This is a genomic window from Herbaspirillum sp. VT-16-41 (assembly GCF_001994935.1).
In the GTDB taxonomy this organism is placed as follows: Bacteria; Pseudomonadota; Gammaproteobacteria; order Burkholderiales; family Burkholderiaceae_D; genus Herbaspirillum; species Herbaspirillum frisingense.
Genome location: NZ_MUXB01000168.1, coordinates 64927 through 87931 on the forward strand (window position 1 = coordinate 64927; position 23005 = coordinate 87931).

A 23005-nucleotide genomic window follows, 5' to 3' on the forward strand; every position below is an offset into this window, starting at 1 on the left:
GGAGGCTATGCACATTCCATGAACACGCGAAGACCCAGCGCGCCCTGCCCGCTCGCCCCCACCCTTGCCGGCGGGGACCGGCCACGGCGCTGATCCGAGGCCGGCAAGTCCAAGCGCTTGCCGGTGCGATGCACATCCTTCGTCCCCGGGACGAAGACCAACAAGAAAAGAAGCACGTCATGAATCTGAACCTGCTGAAAGAAACCTTTGCCAGCTTCATCCGCGCACGCGGCATGGATCGTCACTTCCGCCGCCTGGGCATGGACATGTTCCGCAGCGCCCCGGTCACCCGCGAAGTCCCGCAGACCCTGGCCGAACAACTGAGCGAGGCCTCCCGCAGCGAGGCACAGGCCCTGCTGCAGCGCCTGCAATCGCGCCCTGATGGCCTCACCGAGGCCGAAGCCGACGCCATCCGCGTCCACAGCGGCCCCAATGAAGTCGAACACGAAAAGCCGCTGACCTGGCCAGTCCACCTGTGGCACTGCTACAAGAACCCTTTCAACCTGTTGCTGACCCTGCTGGCGGCCGTGTCCTTCTACACCGAAGACATGAAGGCGGCCATCGTCATTGGCACCATGGTGGTGGTCTCCACGCTGCTGCGCTTCGTCCAGGAAGCCCGCTCCAACACCGCTGCCGACAAGCTCAAGGCCATGGTCAGCAACACCGCCACGGTGATGCGTCACGACCAGGTCGAGGAGATCGCCGCCGAAGCCCAGCGCTACTTCGACGTGACCCTGCATCCCAAGGGCGCGCGTCGCGTCGAAGTACCGATCCGCAATCTGGTGCCGGGCGACATCGTGCTGCTCTCGGCCGGCGACATGATCCCGGCCGACCTGCGCCTGCTGTCGGCCAAGGACCTGTTCGTCAGCCAGGCGGCGATGACCGGCGAATCGCTGCCGGTGGAGAAGTTCGTCACTCCTAGCAACCTCAACACCAGCAGCCCGCTGGAGCTGGACAACCTGTGCTTCATGGGCACCAACGTGGTCAGTGGTTCGGCCAGCGGCGTGGTCCTGACCACCGGCAAGCGCACCTATTTCGGTGCCCTGGCCGAGCGCGTCACCGCCACCGACCGCACCCCCACTGCCTTCCAGGCGGGCGTGAACAAGGTCAGCTGGCTGCTGATCCGCTTCATGCTGGTGATGACCCCGGTGGTGTTCTTCATCAACGGCTTCACCAAGGGTGACTGGGTCGAGGCCTTCCTGTTCGGCCTGTCGGTGGCGGTGGGACTGACGCCCGAAATGCTGCCCATGATCGTCACCTCGACCCTGGCCAAGGGCGCCGTGGCGCTGTCGCGCAAGAAGGTGATCGTCAAGCGGCTTGATGCGATCCAGAACTTCGGTGCCATGGACGTGCTGTGTACCGACAAGACCGGCACCCTGACCCAGGACAAGATCTTCCTGGAACGCCACACCGACATCCACGGCGAGCCCGATGACGAAGTGCTGCAGTACGCCTACCTCAACAGCTACTACCAGACCGGCCTGAAGAACCTGCTGGACGTGGCCGTTCTGGAACACGCAGAACTGCAGCGCGAGATGTCGATCGCCTCGGCCTATCGCAAGGTCGATGAGATTCCCTTCGACTTCCAGCGCCGCCGCATGTCGGTGGTGGTCTCCGAGCGCGAAGACCACCATGAGCTGATCTGCAAGGGCGCGGTGGAAGAGATCGTCTCGGTCTGCTCGCACGCCCGCGTGAACGGCCAGATCGTGCCGCTCACCGCCGAACTGCTGGAAGAAATCCGCGCCACCACCGGCAGCCTCAACGCCGAAGGCCTGCGCGTGGTCGGCGTGGCCGCCCGCGATCTGCCGCCGACCAAGGAGGTCTATAGCCTGGCCGATGAATCGGACCTGGTCCTGATCGGCTACATCGCCTTCCTCGACCCGCCCAAGGAATCCACCGCACCGGCGCTGGCCGCCCTGCGCGCCCATGGCGTGAAGGTCAAGATCCTCACCGGCGACAACGAACTGGTGACCGCCAAGATCTGCCGCGAGGTCGGGCTGGAGGTCAAGGGCATGCTGCTCGGTTCCTATGTGGAAAAGATGAGCGACGCCGAATTGTCCGAAGCGGTGGAAACCGTAACCGTCTTCGCCAAGCTCTCGCCGGCCCACAAGGAGCGCATCGTGCGCGTGCTGCATGATCGTGGTCACGTGGTCGGCTTCATGGGCGACGGCATCAACGACGCCCCGGCCCTGCGCGCGGCCGACATCGGCATCTCGGTCGATACCGCCGTCGATATCGCCAAGGAAGCGGCTGATCTCATCCTGCTGGAAAAGAGCCTGATGGTGCTGGAAGAAGGCGTGCTGGAAGGCCGCAAGACCTTCGCCAACATGCTGAAGTACATCAAGATGACGGCCAGCTCCAACTTCGGCAATGTCTTCTCGGTATTGATCGCCAGTGCCTTCCTGCCCTTCCTGCCGATGCTGCCCTTGCATCTGCTGGTGCAGAACCTGCTGTACGACGTCTCGCAGATCTCGATCCCCTTCGACAACGTCGACAAGGAGTTCCTGGAAAAACCGCAACGCTGGGATGCCGGCGACATCGGTCGCTTCATGGTCTTCTTCGGTCCGATCAGCTCGATCTTCGACATCAGCACCTTCGCACTGATGTGGTTCGTCTTCGGCGCCAGCTCGCCGGAACACCAGACCCTGTTCCAGTCCGGCTGGTTCATCGAAGGCCTGCTCTCGCAGACCCTGATCGTGCACATGATCCGCACCCGTCGCATCCCCTTCTTCCAGAGCCGCGCCTCCTGGCCGCTGATGGGAATGACGCTGGCGATCATGGCCATCGGCATCGCCATCCCGATGACGCCGCTGGCGCACTATTTCAAGCTGGAAGCGCTGCCCCTGTCCTACTTCCCGTGGCTGGTGGCGATCCTGGTGGCCTATGCGGTGCTGATCCAGGCGATGAAGGGCTGGTATGCGCGGCGGTATGGCTGGCAGTAGGTCCGCTCATCCGTTCTGCAACGCCGCACGCTCCTCCCAGGAGCGGCCCTTTGCGAAGCGTGAAGATCACTCGTCGAACAGGGCGCGCTCACTGGCAAACGTCTCGAGAAGATAGTCGACGACGGTGCGAATCGGCAGGTCCTTGCGGTCCTGGCCCCGCGTAATCAGCCATATCTCGCGTGGCGGCGGGGATGGCGCAGGAGCCAGATCGCAGGGCAGCAGTTTGGGGGTGGAGCGACCGATATAGTGCGGCAGAAGGGCGACGCCCACACCCGTCAACGCCGCTGTTGCCTGGGCAACCTGGTTGTTGGCCCGAAACACCACACGCGCCTGAGGGAAGTGCCGCGCCAGCCACTCAGCCTCCGGGATATAGGCGTTGGCTTCGTCAAAGCCGATAAATACCGGCTCGGCACCGTCTGCAATCCTTTTGCAGACGGCCTTGGTGCCATAGAAACCGAATCCCATCTGGCCCAGCGGTTTCGCGATGACGTCGCCATCCTTGGGCCGGCCAAGGCGTACGGCAATGTCAGTGACATGACGTTCCAGGCTGACCGCGCGCAGATCAGAGGCCAGGTCGATGTCCAATCCGGGGTACAGCAGCGGCAGCCGCGCCAGTTTTGCAACCAGGAATCCCTGGGAAATCGCCGGCGACGCATTCACGCGTACCAGTCCGCGTACGGAGCCATCTTCACTGCCACGCCCCAGGGTCTGTACGGCCGCTTCCATATCCCCGGCTGCCGCCAGTGCGCGTGTGCCCGCCTCGGTCAGGACATAGCCCTCGGGGCGCCGTTCGACAAGCTTCTCTCCTAGGGTCGCTTCCAGGGAGCGCAAGCGCCGCGAAATCGTCGAGTGTGTTGCGGACAGCGCCCTGGCTGCCGCCGAGAGGCTTCCGTAGCGTCCCAGCGCAAGAAAGATGCGGATATCCTGCCAGTCTGGCTCTGTGCGTTTTTTCTCAGTCATTGATGAAGAATAGCTAATTCTCACCCAGATGGGTAGCACCTAAGATTCGGTTCAAGCCAGACGCACTGGCCCGACAGCGCGCAAGCATCGACTTGGCGCACTGCGTAACCATCTGAAGGAGTGAACATGAGCAATCAGCAAAAAGTGGCCATCGTGACCGGCGCATCGCAAGGTCTGGGCGAGGGCATCGTGAATGCGTTCCTGGCGCGCGGCTACCGTGTGGTCGGTACGTCGCGCTCCATCAAGCCGTCGCAGAATCCGAACTACGTGACCTTCGCCGGAGACATCGGCAACCCGGAGACCGGCAGGAAGGTCGTCGAACTGGCGCTGGAGCGCTTCGGCCGCGTGGATACGCTGGTGAACAACGCGGGCATCTTCATCGCCAGCGAATTCACCAACTATTCGGAAAAGCAGTACCAGGAAATCCTGTCGACCAACCTGAACGGCTTCTTCCACACCACCCAGCACGCTATCGGGCCGATGCTCAAGCAAGGCAGCGGCCACATTGTCCAGATCACCACCACCCTGGTGGACCAGGCCAATTCGAATGTCCCGTCGGTGCTGGCATCGCTGACCAAGGGCGGTCTGGCGGCCGCCACGCGCAGCCTGGCGATCGAATACGCCACCCGCAACATCCGCGTAAACGCAGTGTCACCCGGCATCATCAAGACCCCGATGCACGCTCCGGAAACCCACGCCGGCCTGGCCAGCCTGCATCCTGTGAAGCGCATAGGCGAAATCAGTGACATTTCCCAGGCGGTTCTCTATCTGGAAGATGCCAACTTCGTCACCGGCGAAATCCTGCACGTGGATGGCGGCCAGGTGGCCGGCCACTGATCCACTGACCATCTCATCGAAGGAGCCGTCATGCCATATGTGAACATCAAGGTGACCAGGGAAGGTACGGTAGCGGGCGCGTCCTCGACAACGCCCGAGCAGAAGAAGGCGCTGATCAAGGGTGTCAGCGACCTCCTGTACGAGGTCATGGGAAAACCACACGGCAGTACCTTTGTCGTGATCGACGAAGTCGATATCGACAGCTGGGGCGTCGGTGGTCTCCCGACCAAGGAATATCGGGCGCAAGAAGCCGCCAAACACGCTGATTGAAGGGAAATGCGCCTGGCTTGAGGAGCGATCACCATAACCCGCTCTTTGGCAGTATTCAGGCGTGCAAAGAAAAAGCCAGCTCCGAGGAGCTGGCTTTTTACGTCCGTAGCGCCGGTATCGCTCAACGACGCGGCAAGCGCACCGTCACCATGGTCTGCACCTGGTCATCGGAGGTCATGCTGATGCTGCCGCCATGTGCCTTGACGATCTGCTGGGCGATGAAGAGACCCAGTCCCAGTCCTTCCTTGCGTCCGATCTCGCGCTCGCCACCGCGGAAGGGATCGAAGATCACCGGCAGCAGTGCCTCCGGGATCACGCCGCGATTGGCGATCACCATCACCACCTCGTGCTCGCTGCGTCCATCGATGCCGATGCAGACCGGATGGCCCGGCTCGCCATGCTGCAGGGCATTGCCCAGCAGGTTGGCCGCTACCTGGCCCAGGCGGTCGCCGTCCCAGTAGCCATTGTCGTCACCCTCGATGCGACGTTCGATGACGCTGCCCGGATACGTGGCCTGGTATTCCTGCACCACCCGCTCGGTGATCTCGCCCAGGCAGGCACTGGCGCGCACCAGCGGAATGCCGCCTGCCAGGCGGGCGCGGGCCAGGTCCAGCATGTTCTCGATCAGCTTGGCCATGCGCTTGCCGCCGTTGAGTATCTGCTGCGAGGCCTTTTGCGCCACCTCTTCCTTGTAGGTCCGCTGCATCAACGTGGCCGCCATCACCACGGCACTGAGCGGATTGCGCAGATCGTGGCCGAGGATGGCGACGAACATCTCGTTCATGCGCAAGGTCTCGGTGCGCGCCCGCAGTTCCAGCGCCAGTTGCTGCTTCTGACGATACAGCTGGAAGAACACCTCCGCCTTGTTGCGCAGGATGTGCGGTTCGATGGGCTTGTAGAGAAAATCCACCGCGCCACTCTCGTAACCCTTGAACAGACGGCGTTCGTCTCGCACGCCAGCCGTCACGAAGATCAGAGGCACGTTGCGGGTGCGCTCGCTGCCGCGGATCAGTTCGGCCAGTTCGAAGCCGTCCATGACCGGCATCTGTACGTCAATGAAGGCCAGTGCCACCTCGTGCTGCAGCAGCAGCTCAAGGGCTTCCATGCCCGAGCGCGCCAGCAGCAGTTCGACATCGTCACGCTGCAACAGCGCCGACAAGGCCAGCAAGTTTTCTTCGAGATCATCGACCAGCAGGAATTTCACCCGTGGCAGGTCTCTTTGTTTCTGTTGTTCTATCACCTGCGTTCCTTTTCCTGGTCATTCCCCTGTACGCCCAGGGTACGCAGCAGATCGGCGATCTGCGAGAGCGTGAGCACATGGTCGATCTTGCCCAGCGCCAGTGCCTGTGCCGGCATGTAAGGCACCTGCGCCTGTTGCGGGCTTTGCACCACCGTCATGCCGCCGGCGCGACCGATGGCCTGCAAGCCGACCGCGCCATCGTGGTTGCCACCGGTGAGGACAATGCCCAGCAAGCGCTCGCGGTAGACATCGGCAGCCGACTCGAACAATACGTCGATGGCCGGTCGCGAAAAGTTGACCAGTTCATCATTGGACATGGCCAGCAAGGGCCCTTCCTCGCCGCGGTCGACCAGCAGATGATAATCCGGCGGCGCAAAATGGATCACGCCGGGCTGGGCTGGCAGCTTGTCCTGCGCTTCCACCACCGGCTGGGCACAACGGTCGGCAAAGATCTGCGGCAGCAGGCTGGGCCGTTCGCGCGGCAGGTGCAGCACCACCATGGTCGCCACTGCCGCGCCACGACGCAGCGCCGGGAGGATTTCCGAGAGCGCCTCTACGCCGCCGGCGGAGGCACCGATGACCACGGCCTCGATGTTGCGGCCCTCCAGCGAAGGCAAGGTGGCGGTACTCACAGCTCGCCCTTCTTCTGGAACAGGCGTTCCTCGCGGTCCACCTCGTCGAAGGCCACGCCATGCGAGGAGAAGCGCAGCGACTCCTTCGAGCCCAGGCCGAGGAAGCCCTTGCGCACCAGCGATTCGCGGAACAGCCCGAGGGCGCGCTCCTGCAGATGGCGGTTGAAATAGATCAGCACGTTGCGGCAAGACACCAGGTGCATCTCTGCAAACACACTGTCGGTGGCCAGGCTGTGGTCGGAAAAGACCACATTCCGGCGCAAAGACTTGTCGAACACGACGGCACCATAAGCCGCCGTATAGTAATCCGAAAGCGAAGTCCTTGCTCCGGATTTCTGGTGATTGCTGGTGAAGCCGGGAATGCGGTCCAGCTCGTAGACGCCGGCCTCGGCCTTCTTGAGCGCAGTCTGGTTGATGTCGGTGGCGTAGATGATGCTGCGTTCAAGCAGGCCTTCCTCGCGCAACAGGATGGCCAGGGAATAGACTTCCTCGCCACTGCTGCAGCCGGCCACCCAGATCTTTAGCGACGGATAGGTGCGCAACAGCGGCATCACCTTCTCGCGCAGCGCCTTGAAGTAGCCAGGATCGCGGAACATCTCGCTGACCTGCACCGTGAGGTAGTCCATCAGCGCCGGGAAGACGGTGGCATCATGCAGCACCTTGTCCTGCAGCTGCGAGAGGGTGTCGCAACCGAAACGGATCATGGCCGTGGCCAGGCGACGCTTCAGGGAGGCGCCGGCATAGCCGCGAAAATCGCAGTGATACTTCAGGTAGATGGCGTCCAGCAGCAACTGCATCTCGATATCGAAATGCCGGTTGGCCAGGGCCTGGTTTATTTGGGCATCCATACACGTACCAGGGACAGCAGTTTTTCCACATCCAGGGGCTTGGCGATGTAATCGTTGGCGCCGGCGGCCAGGCATTTCTCCTGGTCATCCTTCATCGCCTTGGCGGTCAGCGCGATGATGGGCAGGCGCTTCCAGATGGCCTGCTTGCGGATCTCGCGCATGGCGGTCAGGCCGTCCATCTCCGGCATCATGATATCCATCAGCACCAGGTCGATGACGGCGCCGGGCTTGTCCTGGCTGCGTTGCAGCGCATCCAGGGCCTCCCGGCCGTTACGGGCGATCTCGACCTTCATGCCCTTGGGCTCCAGCACCGAGGAAAGCGCAAAGATGTTGCGCACATCGTCTTCCACCACCAGGATGCGGCGGCCTTCGAAGACCGTCTCGCGGTCGCGCGCCACCTTGAGCAGGCGCTGGCTTTCCGGCGGCAGTGTGGTTTCCACCTGGTGCAGGAACAGCGTCACCTCGTCCAGCAGGCGCTCCGGCGAACGCGCATCCTTGATGATGATGGAGCGCGAGAAGCGGCGCAGGTTCTGCTCTTCCTCGGCCGAGAGCGAGCGGCCGGTATAGACGATCACCGGCGGGAAGGCCACATGCTCCTGCTCGGCCATCTTTTCCAGCAACTGGTAGCCGGACAGGTCGGGCAGGTTCAGGTCCATCACCATGCAGTCGAAGGTGGTCTCGCGCAGGCGCGCCAGGGCGTCCGTGGCAGTACGCACACCGACCAGGTTGATGTTCTCGCCGGCCAGCAACTGCCGGATGCTGTCGAGCTGGCGGGCATCGTCCTCGACCACCAGCACATGCCGCAGGCCTTGCAGGAACTTGGCTTCCAGCTTGCGGATGGCGCCGATCAGTTCTTCGCGCTGCACCGGCTTGAGTGCGTAACCGATGGCGCCGCGCTCCATGGCCTCTTGCGAATAGTCGGCCACCGACACCACGTGCACCGGGATGTGGCGGGTCTTGGGATTGCGCTTGATCTGGTCCAGCACACCCAGACCGGAGAAGTCGGGCAGGTTCATGTCCATCAGGATGGCGCTGGGACGATACATCTCGGCAGCGGCCACGCCTTCGTTGGCGGAGTGCGTGACGACGCACTGGAAACCCATCTCATGGGCCAGGTCGCGCAGGATCATGGCGAAGGCCGGATCGTCCTCGATCACCAGGATCAGGCGTGCAGTGGCCTCGATCCGGTGGCGGTCGTCGTCGATGGCGATCTCCTGCAGGCGTGTCGGTGTGGCAGCCGTCGCCGAGGCACTGGCAACGCGCACGTCCGGCGCCGTGGCCACCTGGGCCGCCTGCAGTGTCGAGGCTGCGGCAGCGGCATTTGCCGACTTCGGCGCCGTCGCCGGTGCACGCAGGATGGCCTGGTCACCGCTGTAGACCTGCGGCAGCGAGAGCGTAAAGATGCTGCCCTCGCCCGGCCGGCTCTGCACGGTGATATCGCCACCCAGCAGCTGTGCCAGGTCACGCGAGATCGACAGGCCCAGACCGGTGCCGCCGTATTTGCGGTGGGTGCTGCCATCGGCCTGACGGAAGGCTTCGAAGATGAACTGATGCTGGTCCTCGCCAATACCGATGCCGGTATCGCGCACGGCGAAGGCGATGCGGTTCTGGGCGTCGGCATAGACGCGCAGGCTGACCTCGCCCTTCTCGGTGAACTTGATGGCGTTGGAGAGCAGATTCTTGAGGATCTGGCCCAGGCGCTGCATGTCGGTTTCCATGCGCTGCGGCACGCCCGGCTCCACCTCCACCTTGAAGCCCAGGCCCTTCTGCTGGGCGGTCATGGCAAAGCTGGCCTTGAGTTCCTCGGCCAGCTTGGTCACCACGAAGGATTCGGAGACGATATCGAGCTTGCCGGCCTCCATCTTGGAAAGGTCGAGGATATCGTTGATCAGCGCCAGCAGGTCGTTACCGGCCGATGAAATGGTCTGGGCGAAGCGCACCTGTTCGTCGGTCAGGTTGCCCTGTTTGTTGTCGGCCAGCAGCTTGGCCAGGATCAGGGTGGAGTTCAGCGGGGTGCGCAGTTCGTGGCTCATGTTGGCCAGGAACTCGCTCTTGTACTGGTTGGCGCGCTCCAGTTCGGTGGCCTTGTCCACCAGCACCACCTGGGTCTTGGCCAGGTCGTCCTTCTGCAGTTCCAGCAACTGGGCCTGCTCTTCCAGCTGGGCATTGGTTTCCTCCAGCTCGGCCTGCTGGGTTTCCAGGCGCAGCTGCGAGGCCTTCAGGGCCTGTCCCTGCTCTTCCAGTTCTTCATTGTTGACCCGCAGTTCCTCCTGCTGGGCCTGTAATTCCTCGGACTGGCGCTGGGTCTCTTCCAGCAGTTCTTCCAGGCGGGTGCGGTCCTTGGAGGAGCGCACGGCGATGGCGATCTGGTCCGACAGGCGGGCCAGCAATTCTTCTTCCTCGGCGCGCACCCGGCGCAGGAAGCCGAGCTCGAACACGGTCTGCACCGTGCCATCCACCGAGGCCGGGACGATCAGCAACTCACGCGGCTGATGACGCCCCACGGCCGAGGAGACGGTGAGATAGTGCTCAGGCACATCCTTGACATGCATGGCGCGATTGAGCTTGGCCGCCTGGCCCAGCAGACCCTGGCCGTCCCGCAGATTGGGCTGGATCTGCTGCTCGCCCTCATCTTCCAGGGCATAGGCTGCGAAGCGCTGGAAATCGCCGCCATCGGTGCGCAGGTAGATGGCGCCGACCTGCGCGTTCAGGTAGGCCGTGAGGAAGGCCAGCGTGTTTTCGCCCAGGGCGCTCAGGCGCTGCTCGCCCTGCAGGCGCTCGGCCAGGCCCATCTGTCCGGCGCGGATCCAGGTCTGCTTCTCCCGCGAACGATAGTCGCGCGAGGTGGTGACGGCAGCAGCGGCGATCAATACCAGCAGCAGGGCCGAACCACCCCAGGCCACGGCGGTGGAAAAGGCGACTGCATCACGCCAGTCGGACTGACGTGCGGTCAGCAGGTCGCGCTCCTGCTCTTCCATGTCGCGGGTCAGGGTGCGCACGCGGTCCATGGACATCTTGCCGCGATCCGATTGCACCACCGCCAGCGCGCCAGCGGCATCGCCATTGCGGCGTCGGGTGATGGTCTCGGCCAGTTCTTCCATCTTGTCGTTGACCACCCGTTCCACCTGCGACAGGCGCTTGACCTGGTCGGGGTTGTCGACGATCAGCTCGCGCAGGCGTGTGATCTCGCCCGGCAAGGCGGCCCGCGCCTGGTTGTAGGGACTGAGATAGCTTTCGGTGCCGGTCAGCAGGAAGCCGCGCTGGCTGGTTTCGGCATCCTTGAGGGTGGAGACCAGATTCTGCAACTGCTCGCGCACCTGCATGGTGTGCGAGACAGCATTGGCCGCTTCCCCACGGCTGACCGAGGCTTCGTAGGTGAACAGGGCGATCAGGACGACCGCCACGATCGCCACCGAAAACCCGATCAAGGGTCCCATCGGTAGTGGTGGGCCGGAAAATGCGCCCTTGCCCTGGCGCTTCAACATGGCAATACGTTCTTCTGCTTGGCTGGAATAAACCCGCACGGTGCGCTCCGTTGTTCGAATCGTTGGTCGAGCTGCGGGGGTTCTTTGCCCCCCTCCCCTGGTCTTGCCTTTTGCCACACGGAAAGCCGGCCATTATACGGGGGCCTTCCGGTTCACGCTGCGCCCGGCCTGGAACTGCCTGGGACTGCACGAACCCGGCTAGGACAGACGGCCGCCGGTTCAGTTCCATCCCGCTGACATCCAGGCGCCGACAGCCGATAGCGTCAAGCAGCTCAGTTGCCGGCCAGCCCGGCAGCGATATTGATGGACAGTCCGATGATGGCGGCATTGAAGATGAAGCAGATCAGCGAATGGACCAGCACCGACTTGCGCAGCGAGCGCGAAGCCACGCCGACATCGGAGGTCTGCACCGCCACGCTGATGGTGAAGGCGAAATAGAGGAAATCCCAGTAGTCGGGATTGCGCTGCCCCTCGGGAAAGCGCAGCGGCAGGGCGTCGGGATCGTCATCATCGGCATAGAACAGCCGCGCATAGTGCAAGGTGAAGATGGTCCCGATCAGGGCCCAGGAACCGAAGACGGTAGAGGCCGTGAAGACATACCGCAGCAGGCGCCCGCCCTCGCTGTGGTGGCTGACCCCGGCCAGTTCCAGCAGGATCGCCAGCAGGCTGGCGATGGCCGCCACGCAGACCATGACCAGTACCACCTGGGCACTTTCATCCTCGGTTTCGGCCAGGCGCTTGACGGCCTTGGCATCGGCTCGCACCATCATCAGCCACAGGCTGAAAAGATAGAACCAGACACCGGCGTTCCAGCCGATCAGGCATCGACTGATCCAGGTGGAGGTGGGAATGAAGACCGCGGCGACAATACCCACAGCCATGCCGATCAGCAAGCGTGGGTGGACCTGGACGATGTGGCGGGCGACGGACATTGTTATTGTTGGGCTGGTGCGTGAAGCCGCGGTGGCGTGCAATGGGCAGGACATTAGCATGCCCTGCCCCGCCCGGCCAGCGCCCTGCCGCCTTTGCGCCCTAGCGGCTGGGGAACAGACGCGCCAGACGCACCGCTTCCTCGAAACTGGACAAGCCGGTCAAGGCCATGGTGTTGATGGTCATCGGCCCCTCCACCCTGGCCACGTTGGTGACACGACCTTCCAGCACGGCCGCCAGCTGGCGGCCCATGAATTCCCGCGAGGCTGCCGCCAGCCTGGCCGTCCCGACCGGCGAGAACTGCAACACCAGAATGGCGCGACCGGCGGCGTCCTTCTGCGCGCTGGCGCGCTGCACGTCGCTGGCATCCAGGGCCACGCGCGGCGCAAGGTAGATGTCGCCGCCCGGGGGATCGCTGATCTGCGCCTTGATCCAGCCCTGGGTCGGCACCGTGGTAGCGCCGCGCAGCTCGAACAGGGTCGAGGAAGACGGCGCCGCACCACCCTGCATGCCGCTGGAGGCGCAACCGGCCAGCACCAGTGCGGCACCGGCGGCCGCGCCCAGCAGCAGGGTGCGGCGGCGCGGCGATGCCAGATACAGGGCACCGGGGGTGAGGGAGAACTCGGGGGCGCTCAAAATTCGTGCTCCTTCAAGGCGCGCTGGGCGCGTTCGCGGGCGCTGGCCAGCGCCTCTTCCTCGGTCGGGAAGAGGCCCACGGGAATATAGGTCTCGGCGATCTCGGGCTCGCGCGCCAGGCGCACGAAGACCTGCGCCTCGAATCCCTCGTCGGGCTTTTCCACCGCTTCATAGCGGGCGATGTGGGTACCGCTTTGCAGGACCTTGTCCGTCATGTTGCCTCCTGGATTGTCACGAAGAAGGCGTTTAGACAGAACCGGGAGAGCGAGGTTCGGCAGCGGCGCAAGGGGCCCCTGCCATCAGCCACCCAGCGGGAAGCGCACTGTAAAGAGCGTGCCCAGCCCGTGCTCGCCGCTATCAACGCTGATCACGCCGCCATGGTCATGCGCGATCTCGCGCACGATGGCCAGGCCCAGGCCGCTGCCGGCCACCTTGTCGTTGGCGCGGTAGAAGCGGTCGAAGATGAGCTCGCGATGCTCGGGCGCAATACCCGGCCCGGAATCCTCTACCGTCAGCACGGCGGCACCATCCTGCTCCATGCAACGGACGGTGACCGTGCCATGCGGGGGCGAATAGCGCACAGCGTTATCGATGAGGTTGTCGATCAGGTCGCTCAGGAGGAAGCGGTCGCCCCGCATTCGCGCCGGCTGCAGGTCGAAGCCGAGGTCGATGCGCTTCTTGTCGGCCTCTTCGATGAAGTGCTGGACCGACTCTTCCAGCAACTTGTCCAGCGACAGCTCTTCCAGCTTGCGGCTCTCGAACAGGCCCGGCTCGGAACGCGCCAGGGCCAGCAACTGGCGACTCTGGCGGATCATGCGTTCCACCGAGGAATTCATCATCGCCAGGGAACGGGCTGTATCGGGCTGGTCCTGATGCTTGTCGTGCAGCAGCTCCAGTTGCAGCTTGAGTCCCGTCAGGGGGGTGCGCAACTGGTGGGCGACATCGGCCATGAAATTCTGCTGTGCCTGCTCACCCTTGTTGATGCGCGCCATCAGTTCATTCATGGCCACGATCAGCGGCTGCAGTTCGACCGGTGCGCCGGTGCCATCGATGGCGCCCAGCTTGCCATGACCGCGTTGCTCCAGGTTGCGCTGCAGGCTCTTGAGCGGGCGCAGGCCGCGCCGCACGGCGATCAGCACCACCGACAACGAACCGAAGGTCAGTGCGCCGTCCAGCAACAGGAAGGACAGCAGGATGGTGTAGTGCGCCCGGTCGCGCTTGCGGATGGTCTCGGCCACCGCCACCGAAATGATGCCGTTCTTGACGCGCACCTGCATGGCGGCGATGCGCACCGGCTCGCCGCGCATCTCGCCATCGAAGTTGATGGGACGGTCGAAGACATCACTTTCCGGCAAGCGGGGGAAGCCCTTGTCGCCCACCACGATCTGGCCTTCGGTATTGCGCACGGCGAAGAAGGTAGTGTCGGAATGGTTGCTGCGCAGGATCTGCTCGGCCTGTTGGGTCAGTTCGGCAGTGGTGCGTTCCTGCCGGTGGCGCACCTGGGCGTACAGGCCCCAGGTGGAATCCATCAGGTTCTGGTCGAAGGCGTGCTGGGCCGGCAGCCAGGCCAGCCAGTAGGTCAGGCCGGCGCCGACCAGGTTGAGCAACAGCAAGGGCGCGATCAGCCACCTGAGCAGGTCGCGCCGGATGCTGGCGTGGGTCGGCGATGGACTGGCCGCGGCGGTGTCGGACATGCGCTGCCGGCCGGGATCAGGTCTCGCTCTTTTCGAGCATGTAGCCAAAGCCGCGGATGGTGCGGATCACCACCCCGGAGTCGGCGATCTTGAGGCGGATGCGCGAGACGTAGACTTCCACCGCGTTGATGGTGAAATCCTCGCCCCAGGGCAGTACGGCGTCGATGATCTGCTGCTTGGAGACCACCCGCGAGGCGTGCTGCATCAGGTATTCCAACACCGTCCATTCGCGCAGGGACAGTTCGATCTTGCGACCATCGATGTCGGCGCGCTTGGTGGCGTTGTCCAGCGACAGGCCGCCCACGGTCAGCTGTGCCGGCTGCGGCGCGCTGCGGCGGATCAGCGCCTTGATACGCGCCACCAGCTCGGGCGTGGCAAAGGGCTTGACCAGGTAATCGTCAGCGCCCAGCTCCAGGCCGTGTACGCGGTCGGGGATGGTGTCACGCGCCGTCAGCAGCAGCACCGGGGTATTGTTGCCGGCCGCGCGCATGCGCCGCAGGACCTCGAAACCATCGATGCCGGGCAGGCCGATGTCCAGCACCAGCACGGCCGCGTTGAAACGCTGCGACAGGGCATCATGTCCGTTGTTGACGGTATGCACGGTGAAACCATGCGAATTGAGCACGCGCGACAGGCCGTCGGTGAGCACCGGGTCGTCTTCGACCAGCAGAACATTCATAGGAACTTCGAAAGAGAAAAAACAGCGCAAAACCTCTGCGTGACGCTGCATCGTATTGCAGCCGCGCCAATGCTGCAAATCGGGGATTGCCCGAGACAGCCCGGGGCCGGCAGGCGGTGTTACTTTTTTGTCACACTCAGTTTTACGTCAGCTTGTTGACAGTCATTTGTCAGCTTGCGTGCTTAATCTTGCCAGCCATGCCAGTGAATAAAAATCATTGGCATACAGAACAACAATACTGGTCATCAGCCAGCCAAACGGTCTTCCATGTCGAAGGACGGAGTAGCCAGCCATTGGAGCCAATCCGGCGCGAGCCGGATTGGCTTCTCGTTTCTCTACTCCACTCTCCTCGACACGAACATGAACCGTCTCACGCCGATCGCCGCCGCATTGCTGGCCACCTTTGCGGCTCCCCTGCCGCTGCTGGCGCAACAGACTGCGCCCGCTTCTGCATCCACCTCTGCATCCACTTCTGCGACCGCCAGCAACCAGCTGGCCCCGGTCACGGTGGAAGGCCGCCGCGACGATTTCGCCAGCACCGGCACCGCCATCAGCAAACTGCCCGCCGACCTGCACGACGTGCCGCAATCGGTGACGGTGGTCAACAAGGCGCAGATGCAATCGCAGGGGGTGAGCTCGCTGGCCGACGCGCTGCGTAATGTGTCCGGCATCACACTGGGTGGCGCCGAAGGCGGCCAGATCGGCAACAACATCAACTTGAACGGTTTCTCGGCGCGTACCGACATCTACCTGGACGGCTTCCGCGACCGTGGCCAGTACTACCGGGACACCTTCGCCATCGAGGAAGTGGAAGTGCTGATGGGCCCGTCCTCGATGCTCTTCGGACGGGGCTCCACCGGCGGCATCATCAACCAGGTCAGCAAGAAGGCCAACCTGAAGACGGCCACCGAAGTCTCGGCCTCGGTCACCACCAACGGCCTGGTGCGCAGCACCGCCGACGTCAACCGCGCGCTGTCGGATACCTCCGCCCTGCGCATCGAAGCCATGGCCCAGAACGGCGCGGCCAGCACCCGCAACCAGACCGACGTGCAGGACTTCGGCCTGGCCGGCTCCTACGTCTGGGGCATCGGTACGTCCACCGAGATCACCCTCTCGGCCCTGCTGCAGCACAACCACGACCAGCCCGATTACGGCCTGCCGCCGCTGAACGGCCATCCCGTCAATGTCGACCGCAACACCGCCTATGGTCTCAACAGCGACCGCACCAACCAGGACGTGGCCTCCTTCAATGCCGGCATCAAGCACAAGATCGCTCCCGACGTGACCTTGCGCAGCCAGACGCAGTTCAACTACGTGCATACCGATGCCGTGGAAACCGCGCCCAATACCATCGGCACGGTCTCTTCCAGCGGCTTCACGGCGCTGACCAATGCCACCAGCAACCTGCCGCTATCCAGCCTCTACGTGCGCGGCCAGAGCCATGACCGCGACATCCGCGACTACTCCATCTTCAACCAGACCGAACTGGCGGCCAAGTTCGCCACCGGCAGCATCAAGCACGATGCCCTGGTGGGCGTGGAAGTGGGTCATGACGGCTACGACAACCAGAACTACTACCGCAACGGCAGCTGCAACGGCCGCTCTCTGAATGCCGCAGGCGCCACCACCGGCTACATGGATTGCGTCAGCGTCGTCAGCCCCAGCTACAGCGCTGCCGGCAGCAGCGTGGCCGATACTGCCGGCAACCACGCCGGTGGCAGTGCCAACACCATCGCCGCCTACGTGGGCGACACCATCGAACTGGTGCCGCAGTTCAAGCTGGTCGGCGGCCTGCGCTATGACCGCTACATCGCCAGCATCAGCAACTCGATCAACGCCGGCAACACCTCAGGCTCCACCGCACTGGCCTCGGCCGACCAGACCGTCAATTTCCTGAGCGTGCGCTCGGGCGCGATCTGGCAGCCCAGCGCAGCGCAGGCCTACTACGTCTCGTATGGCACCTCGTTCAATCCCTCGCTGGAACAGCTGACCGGTACCCTGGGCCAGCAGAACCTGGATCCGGAAAAGAACCGCTCCTATGAGGTGGGCGGCAAATGGGACCTGGACAATGGCCTGGCCCTGAGCGCAGCGGCCTTCCAGATCACCAAGGAAAACGCCCGCAGCCTGGTCACCACCGGCGTCTATGCCCTGGCCGGCACGGTCCGCGTGAACGGTGCGCGCGCCGGTGCCACCGGTCGCATCACGCGTGACTGGCAGATCGCCGCCAACTACACCTACCTGGATGCCCAGGTCATCGGCGGTGCCGTGGGCGATACCTCGGTCGGCAAGGTGCCGGTCAATACGCCCAAGCACACCCTCACCACCTGGACCACCTACGACCTGGCCCCGCACTGGCAGGTCGGCGGCGGCGCGACCTACATGTCGCAGCGCTATGCCAATGCCACCAACACGGTGCAGGTCGGTGGCTACACCCGCTATGACGCCATGCTGGCCTACACCACCAAGGCCTATGACATCCGCCTGAACCTGTACAACCTGACCGACAAGATGTATTACGATGCGCTGATCCAGTCCGACGGCGGTCGTTCGGTCCCGGGTTCGGGTCGTACCGCGTTACTGTCGCTGACCTATCGCATGTAAGGCCGAAGGAAACCCCGATGCTCATCACCATCCCCCAGTTGCTGGACCCGGCCACCCTGCAGACGGTACGCGGGCTGCTGGAGGCCGCCGGTCCGGCCTGGGTGGATGGCCGCGTGACCGCCGGTTACCAGGGCGCGCCGCTGAAGTTCAACCAGCAGATCGACGAGCGCGCCGAGGTAGCCCTGCAGTGTCAGCACCTCATCGTGGCTGCGCTGGAACGGCATCCGCGCTTCATCAGCGCGGCGCTGCCCAACCTGATCTACCCGCCCATGTTCAACCGCTATGGCGAGGGCATGGGCTTCGGGGCGCACGTGGACGGCAGCGTGCGCATCCATCCGCACACGGGCCGCAAGCTGCGTACCGATGTCTCGGCCACGCTGTTCCTGGCGGAACCGGCCGAGTATGACGGGGGTGAATTGCAGATCGAAGACAGCTACGGCATGCACAGCGTCAAGCTGGCCGCTGGCGACATGGTGCTCTACCCGGCCACCAGCCTGCACAGCGTGACCCCGGTTACGCGTGGCGTGCGCATGGGCTGTTTTTTCTGGGTACAGAGCCTGGTGCGCGACGACGGCCAGCGCCAGATGCTGTTCGATATGGACAATGCCATCCAGCGCCTGAACCAGACCGACGCCGACGCCCAGGCGCGGCGCACGCTGGTGGGCTGCTACCACAACCTGCTGCGGCAGTGGAGCGATACCTGAGCGCTGCCGCTCTGCCCATTCTTGCGGTCCTTACTTGAAATAACGCGGGTCCATCCGGCGGAACACCCAGGCAGAGACCAGGGTGATCACGCCCACGATCACGAAGGTGATCTGGAAGCTGGCATTGGTGGCCGCCCCCTCGGGGCTCTTGAAGGCATTGACCATGGTGCCGCCGATGGTCACGCCCAGACCGATGGCCAGCATCTGCACCATCGAAAAGAGACTGTTGCCGCTACCCGCATCATCCTTGCGCAAGCCCTTGAGGGTGACGCTGTTCATGGCCGCGAACTGCATCGAGTTCGATGCACCGAAGACGGCCAGTTGCACAATGGCCGCCACCACGGGCCAGTCCGGCGTGATCAGGGCGAAGGACACGATGGACACGCCCACGATAGCGGTATTGACCAGCAGGAAGCGGTCATAGCCATGGCGCTTGACCAGCGGCGCGATCCACGGCTTGGCGATGGTGCCGGCGATGGCCGCCGGCAGCAGCAGCATGCCCGCATGCAGGGGCGAATACCCCAAGCGCACCTGCAGCAGCAAAGGCAACAGGAAAGGCACGGCCGATGAGCCGATGCGACAGACCAGATTGCCGGCCAGGCCGATGCTGAAATTGGGCTCACCGAACAGGCCCAGCCGGAACAGCGGCCGCGCATGGCCGCGCGCATGCCACCAGTAGCCCAGCACGGTGGCCGCCGCCAGCAGGAACAGGGCGGCACTCCAGGCTCCGCGCTGCGTATCGAAGGGCACATCCAGCGCCAGCGAGAACGCCACCATGCAGGCCGACAGCAAGGCACAGCCCAGCAGGTCGAAGCGCGGCGTATCGGCCAGGCTGTCGTCGGGCAGGAAGCGCAGCACCGCCGCCATCCCGACTACGCCGATGGGCACATTGATCAGGAATATCCAGTGCCAGGACAGGCTTTGCACCAGCCAGCCGCCCAGTACCGGCCCCACCACCGGCCCTAGTTGCCCGGCAATCGAGATCGAGGCCAGCGCAGCGATGTACTGCGCCCCCGGCACGGCCCGCAGCACCGCCAGGCGCCCCACCGGCAACAGCATGGAGCCCCCCAGCCCCTGCACTACCCGCGCCGCCAGCAGCATGGGCAAGGTGGGCGCCATGGCACACAGGATGGAACCCACCACGAACAGCAGGATCGCCGCGAAGTACATGCGGCGCGTGCCGAAGCGGTCGGCCAGCCAGCCCGAGGCGGGCGTGAGCGAGGCCATCGTCAGGGTGTAGGCCACCACCACGGGGTGCATGTTCAGGACCGGCTCACCCAGGCTGCGCGCCATGGCCGGCAAGGCCGTGTTGACGATGGTGGTGTCCAGCGTCTGCATGAAGAAGCCGGAGGCGACGATCCAGAGCAAGGCGCGCTGGGTGATCGGATCACTACGGGGATCACTGCCGGGATCATTCAGGGAAGAAGTGGCGGGAGACTCGCTCAGGCGTTGCGGCTGGTCGGCGGACATGGTGGAAGGCGGCTGAAAGAAGAAGGCAACACGACGGACGACGGACGATGGACAATGGACAATGCAATGACAAAAAGCGGCGGGGACACGAAACCGTGTCCCCGCATCACTTCATCATTCTAAGACTTTTATGGCCGGCCCATCAGAAGGCCTGCGGACGCCACTTCAGCAGGCGCCTTTCCACCGCGTGCAGCAACCAGTCCGCCGCCAGCGCCACTACCGCCAGCACGATCATGGCCGCGAACACGCCGCTGGCATTGAAGGCACCCTGGGCGGTGGAAATCAGCAGGCCGATGCCTTGCTTGGAACCCAGGAACTCTCCCACCACCGCACCCACCAGCGCAAAGCCGAAGCTCACATGCAGGCTGGCCAGGATCCACGACAGCGCCGAAGGGATCACCACCGCCATGGTCACCTGGCGGCGCGAGGCACCCAGGATCTGGGCATTGGCGATCATGTAGCGGTCCGCCTCGCGCACGCCCTGGAAGGCGTTGGCAAACACCACGAAGAACACCATCACCACCGCCAGCGCCACCTTGGAAGCCATGCCCAGGCCGAAGGCGATGACGAAGATGGAACCCAGCACCACGCGCGGAATCGAGTTGGCGATCTGGATGTAGAGGCTGAACACATCCGAGAGCAGCTTGTTGCGACCGAGCACGATGCCGGCAATGACGCCGGCCACCGAGCCGATCAAGAAGCCCAGCACCGTTTCTTCCAGCGTGACCAGTACCTGGGTCCAGAGCGAGCCCTGGGAAGTGCCTTCAACCATCCAGTCATAGATCTGGATCACGATCAGCGAAGGTTGGGAAAAGAAGAAGGGATCGATCCAGCCGATGCGGGCGCAGACTTCCCAGCCGCCCAGCACGATCACCAGGATGGCGATACGCAGGCCGATGACCAGGTTGCGGCGGCCGCGAATCTTGCGCTGCGCCTCGGCTTCGACGGCAGCGATATCCATCGTCGCGGCGGAATGGCTTGCTTGTGCTTGTGTCATGTTGCTCACCTGTGGTCGGATTTCGTTATTCAGATTCGTTGTCGGGAAAGGTCGCTGGTGGCTACCTGGTGCCAGATGCCTGATCCCTCAGGCGATATGGACTTCCTCGCGCAGATCGGCCCAGATGCGGCGCGAAATGTCGATGAAGCGCTGCTCGTAGCGCACCTCTTCCATCACCCGCGGACGCGGCAGGTCGATGGGATAGACGCTCTTCAGGGTCGCCGGGCGGGCGGTCAGCACATAGACCTTGTCGGCCAGGGCGATGGCTTCCTCCAGGTCGTGGGTGACGAACACCACCGAGCCGGAATGGGCCGACCACAGGCGCAGCAGTTCGTCCTGCATCAGGGTGCGGGTCTGCATGTCCAGGGCCGAGAAGGGTTCGTCCATCAGCAGGATTTCGGGGCTGTTGATGAAGGTCTGGGCCAGCGCCACGCGCTTGCGCATGCCGCCGGAGAGCTGGTGCGGATAGTGGTCGCCGAACTTGTCCAGGCCTACGCGGCGTATCCATTCATCGGCCAGCGCATGCGCCTGGGCCTTGGACTGGCCACGGAACATGGGGCCGGCGGCGACGTTGTCGCGCACGCTGCGCCAGGGGAAGACGGCATCGTTCTGGAACACGAAACCGATGCGCGGATCGATGCCGTTGACCGGCTGCCCCATCACGCGCACTTCGCCCATGGTGGGCTTCAGCAGACCCGTGATCAGCGACAGCGTGGTCGACTTGCCGCAGCCGGTGGGGCCGACCACGGCCACGAATTCGCCCCGGGCCACGCTCATGGAAAAGTCGCGCAGGGCCACGGTAGCCTTGCCGTCGGCAGTGATGAAGCGGCAGGTCACGTTGCGCAATTCGATGGCTGGCGTTTCCTGGGCGGCGTTGCCGGCGGGGGTGAAGGCGTGCTGGTTGATCGCATTCATCGGATGGCTCTTTCGGGGCTGGAGGTTGAGTACCGCCCTGACGCGATATTTCGCATCATGGCGTCAAGCATGGTTCGGAAAGCGGGACCGGCGACAACGCCGTCCCGGGGCTATCGGACGGGGTCCTATTTCACGGTGTCGACCAATTCATCCGTATAGGTCTTGGACAGGTCCACATGCTTGCCCTTGACGTTGGGATTGAATCCCGAGAGCACCGCCAGCACGGTTTCCGGCCCGCCCTTGGGCATCTTGCCGTCCTGCGAATACATGGGCAGCGAGTTGCTCAAGGCCTGCACGTACAGCGGCTTGTTGTTGCCGTAGTAGTCCTTGGGCATCTTGTCGGCGATCTGTTCGGCGCTGTGGGTGTTGATGAACTTGAGCGTCTTGACGAAGGCACGCGCCAGTTTCTGCGCATCGTCCTTGTGGCTGTTGAGCCAGCTGCGCTGCACATAGACGCTGGACGCCGGATACAGGCCACCCAGCGCCTTGACCGTGCCTTCCACGGTGCGCATGTCGATCAGCACCTGGGCGTCACCCGTCTTCAGCAATTGCGAGGCGGTCGGCTCGGTGGTCATGCCGGCATCAATGCGACCCTGCTTCATGGCAGCGATGAAGGTATTGTCCGCGCCCACCGGCAGCACCGAGAACTGCTTGGAGGTGATGCCATGGCGCGAGGCCAGGTACTGGGTCAGGAAGTTGGTGGACGAGCCCAGCCCGGTCACACCCAGGGTCTTGCCCTTGGCATCGGCCATGCTCTGGAAGTGCGGCGCGGCCTTGGTGGAGACCAGCTCCACCTCACCCGGCACCTGGCCCAGGATGGTGATGGCGGTGATTTCCTTGCCCTTGGTCTGCAGGTCGATGGAGTGGTCGTAGAAACCGACCACGGCCTGCACGGCACCGGCCAGCAGTTCGTTCTCGGCGTCGACGCCGGCCGGCTGCGACTGCAGCTCGACGTCCAGGCCCTCTTCCTTGAAGTAGCCCAGTTGCTCGGCCAGCTTGGCAGGCAGATAGACCATCTTGTTGATGCCGCCCACCATGATGGTGATCTTGGCAGCAGCCGAGGCCTGGCCGGGGAAAGCGGCCAGGGTTGCGCCGGCCACGGCCAGCGATAGCAAGGTTTGGCGAATGTTCTTGTTCACGATGTCTCCTGTTGGTCGAATCGGGG

General features: G+C 63.8%; 19 protein-coding genes. 5 read left to right on the forward strand and 14 right to left on the reverse strand.

Annotation, left to right across the window (positions count from 1 at the left end):
• Positions 1 to 179: 179 nt before the first annotated feature.
• Entirely contained in the window at positions 180 to 2942 is a 2763-nt protein-coding gene (gene mgtA / locus BTM36_RS24780; protein ID WP_077238344.1) for a magnesium-translocating P-type ATPase, read from the forward strand.
• Between the two features lie 66 nt (positions 2943 to 3008).
• On the opposite strand, the gene BTM36_RS24785 is transcribed toward mgtA, so the two are convergent.
• Positions 3009 to 3902, reverse strand: coding sequence for a LysR family transcriptional regulator (locus BTM36_RS24785; protein ID WP_077238345.1), 894 nt, complete (start codon positions 3900 to 3902; stop codon positions 3009 to 3011).
• Positions 3903 to 4028: 126 nt separating this feature from the next.
• Here BTM36_RS24785 and BTM36_RS24790 point away from each other — a divergent pair, with 126 nt between their 5' ends.
• Together BTM36_RS24790 and BTM36_RS24795 are read left to right on the forward strand one after the other, a co-directional pair.
• Positions 4029 to 4739, forward strand: coding sequence for an SDR family NAD(P)-dependent oxidoreductase (locus BTM36_RS24790; RefSeq protein ID WP_077238346.1), 711 nt, complete (start codon positions 4029 to 4031; stop codon positions 4737 to 4739).
• Positions 4740 to 4769: 30 nt separating this feature from the next.
• Positions 4770 to 5009, forward strand: a complete 240-nt coding sequence (locus tag BTM36_RS24795; protein WP_077238347.1) for a 4-oxalocrotonate tautomerase family protein — start codon at positions 4770 to 4772, stop codon at positions 5007 to 5009.
• 121 nt (positions 5010 to 5130) lie between these two features.
• Here the strand turns inward: BTM36_RS24795 and BTM36_RS24800 are convergent, their stop codons facing one another.
• The 9 genes from BTM36_RS24800 to BTM36_RS24840 form a co-directional block, all read right to left on the reverse strand.
• Positions 5131 to 6249 (reverse strand): HAMP domain-containing sensor histidine kinase, encoded by a 1119-nt coding sequence (locus BTM36_RS24800; RefSeq protein ID WP_077238348.1) that lies wholly within the window; start codon positions 6247 to 6249, stop codon positions 5131 to 5133.
• A complete protein-coding gene (locus tag BTM36_RS24805; RefSeq protein ID WP_077238349.1) occupies positions 6246 to 6881 on the reverse strand; it encodes a chemotaxis protein CheB in 636 nt (211 codons plus the stop codon). Before BTM36_RS24805 ends, BTM36_RS24800 begins: the two co-directional genes overlap by 4 nt.
• On the reverse strand, positions 6878 to 7729 hold the full coding sequence (locus BTM36_RS24810; protein WP_006462836.1) for a protein-glutamate O-methyltransferase CheR: 852 nt from the start codon (positions 7727 to 7729) through the stop codon (positions 6878 to 6880). The genes BTM36_RS24805 and BTM36_RS24810 overlap by 4 nt, the downstream gene beginning before the upstream one ends.
• Positions 7714 to 11214, reverse strand: a complete 3501-nt coding sequence (locus BTM36_RS24815; RefSeq protein WP_174616915.1) for a response regulator — start codon at positions 11212 to 11214, stop codon at positions 7714 to 7716. Before BTM36_RS24815 ends, BTM36_RS24810 begins: the two co-directional genes overlap by 16 nt.
• 272 nt (positions 11215 to 11486) lie before the next feature.
• Complete coding sequence (locus BTM36_RS24820) at positions 11487 to 12146, reverse strand: DUF1345 domain-containing protein (RefSeq protein ID WP_077238351.1); 660 nt, start codon at positions 12144 to 12146, stop codon at positions 11487 to 11489.
• 100 nt (positions 12147 to 12246) lie between these two features.
• The gene (locus tag BTM36_RS24825; RefSeq protein WP_006462839.1) at positions 12247 to 12780 is read right to left on the reverse strand and encodes a hypothetical protein; all 534 of its coding nucleotides are present in this window, start codon (positions 12778 to 12780) and stop codon (positions 12247 to 12249) included.
• The gene (locus BTM36_RS24830) at positions 12777 to 12995 is read right to left on the reverse strand and encodes a hypothetical protein (RefSeq protein WP_006462840.1); all 219 of its coding nucleotides are present in this window, start codon (positions 12993 to 12995) and stop codon (positions 12777 to 12779) included. The genes BTM36_RS24825 and BTM36_RS24830 overlap by 4 nt, the downstream gene beginning before the upstream one ends.
• A gap of 84 nt (positions 12996 to 13079) precedes the next feature.
• On the reverse strand, positions 13080 to 14474 hold the full coding sequence (locus tag BTM36_RS24835) for a sensor histidine kinase (RefSeq protein ID WP_077238352.1): 1395 nt from the start codon (positions 14472 to 14474) through the stop codon (positions 13080 to 13082).
• A 16-nt stretch (positions 14475 to 14490) separates the two neighbouring features.
• On the reverse strand, positions 14491 to 15153 hold the full coding sequence (locus tag BTM36_RS24840; RefSeq protein ID WP_006462842.1) for a response regulator transcription factor: 663 nt from the start codon (positions 15151 to 15153) through the stop codon (positions 14491 to 14493).
• Positions 15154 to 15513: 360 nt separating this feature from the next.
• Between BTM36_RS24840 and BTM36_RS24845 the strand changes: the two genes are divergently transcribed.
• Both BTM36_RS24845 and BTM36_RS24850 read left to right on the forward strand, forming a co-directional pair.
• Positions 15514 to 17754 (forward strand): TonB-dependent siderophore receptor, encoded by a 2241-nt coding sequence (locus tag BTM36_RS24845; RefSeq protein WP_077238353.1) that lies wholly within the window; start codon positions 15514 to 15516, stop codon positions 17752 to 17754.
• A gap of 17 nt (positions 17755 to 17771) precedes the next feature.
• A complete protein-coding gene (locus BTM36_RS24850; RefSeq protein WP_077238354.1) occupies positions 17772 to 18458 on the forward strand; it encodes a Fe2+-dependent dioxygenase in 687 nt (228 codons plus the stop codon).
• Between the two features lie 30 nt (positions 18459 to 18488).
• On the opposite strand, the gene mdtD is transcribed toward BTM36_RS24850, so the two are convergent.
• The 4 genes from mdtD to BTM36_RS24870 form a co-directional block, all read right to left on the reverse strand.
• A complete protein-coding gene (gene mdtD / locus BTM36_RS24855; protein ID WP_256385256.1) occupies positions 18489 to 19928 on the reverse strand; it encodes a multidrug transporter subunit MdtD in 1440 nt (479 codons plus the stop codon).
• Positions 19929 to 20070: 142 nt separating this feature from the next.
• The gene (locus tag BTM36_RS24860; RefSeq protein WP_077238355.1) at positions 20071 to 20925 is read right to left on the reverse strand and encodes an ABC transporter permease; all 855 of its coding nucleotides are present in this window, start codon (positions 20923 to 20925) and stop codon (positions 20071 to 20073) included.
• 87 nt (positions 20926 to 21012) lie between these two features.
• A complete protein-coding gene (locus tag BTM36_RS24865) occupies positions 21013 to 21840 on the reverse strand; it encodes an ABC transporter ATP-binding protein (protein WP_006462847.1) in 828 nt (275 codons plus the stop codon).
• 125 nt (positions 21841 to 21965) lie between these two features.
• Positions 21966 to 22979: an ABC transporter substrate-binding protein gene (locus BTM36_RS24870; RefSeq protein WP_077238356.1), complete on the reverse strand. Its 1014-nt coding sequence runs from the start codon at positions 22977 to 22979 to the stop codon at positions 21966 to 21968.
• Positions 22980 to 23005: the final 26 nt, after the last annotated feature.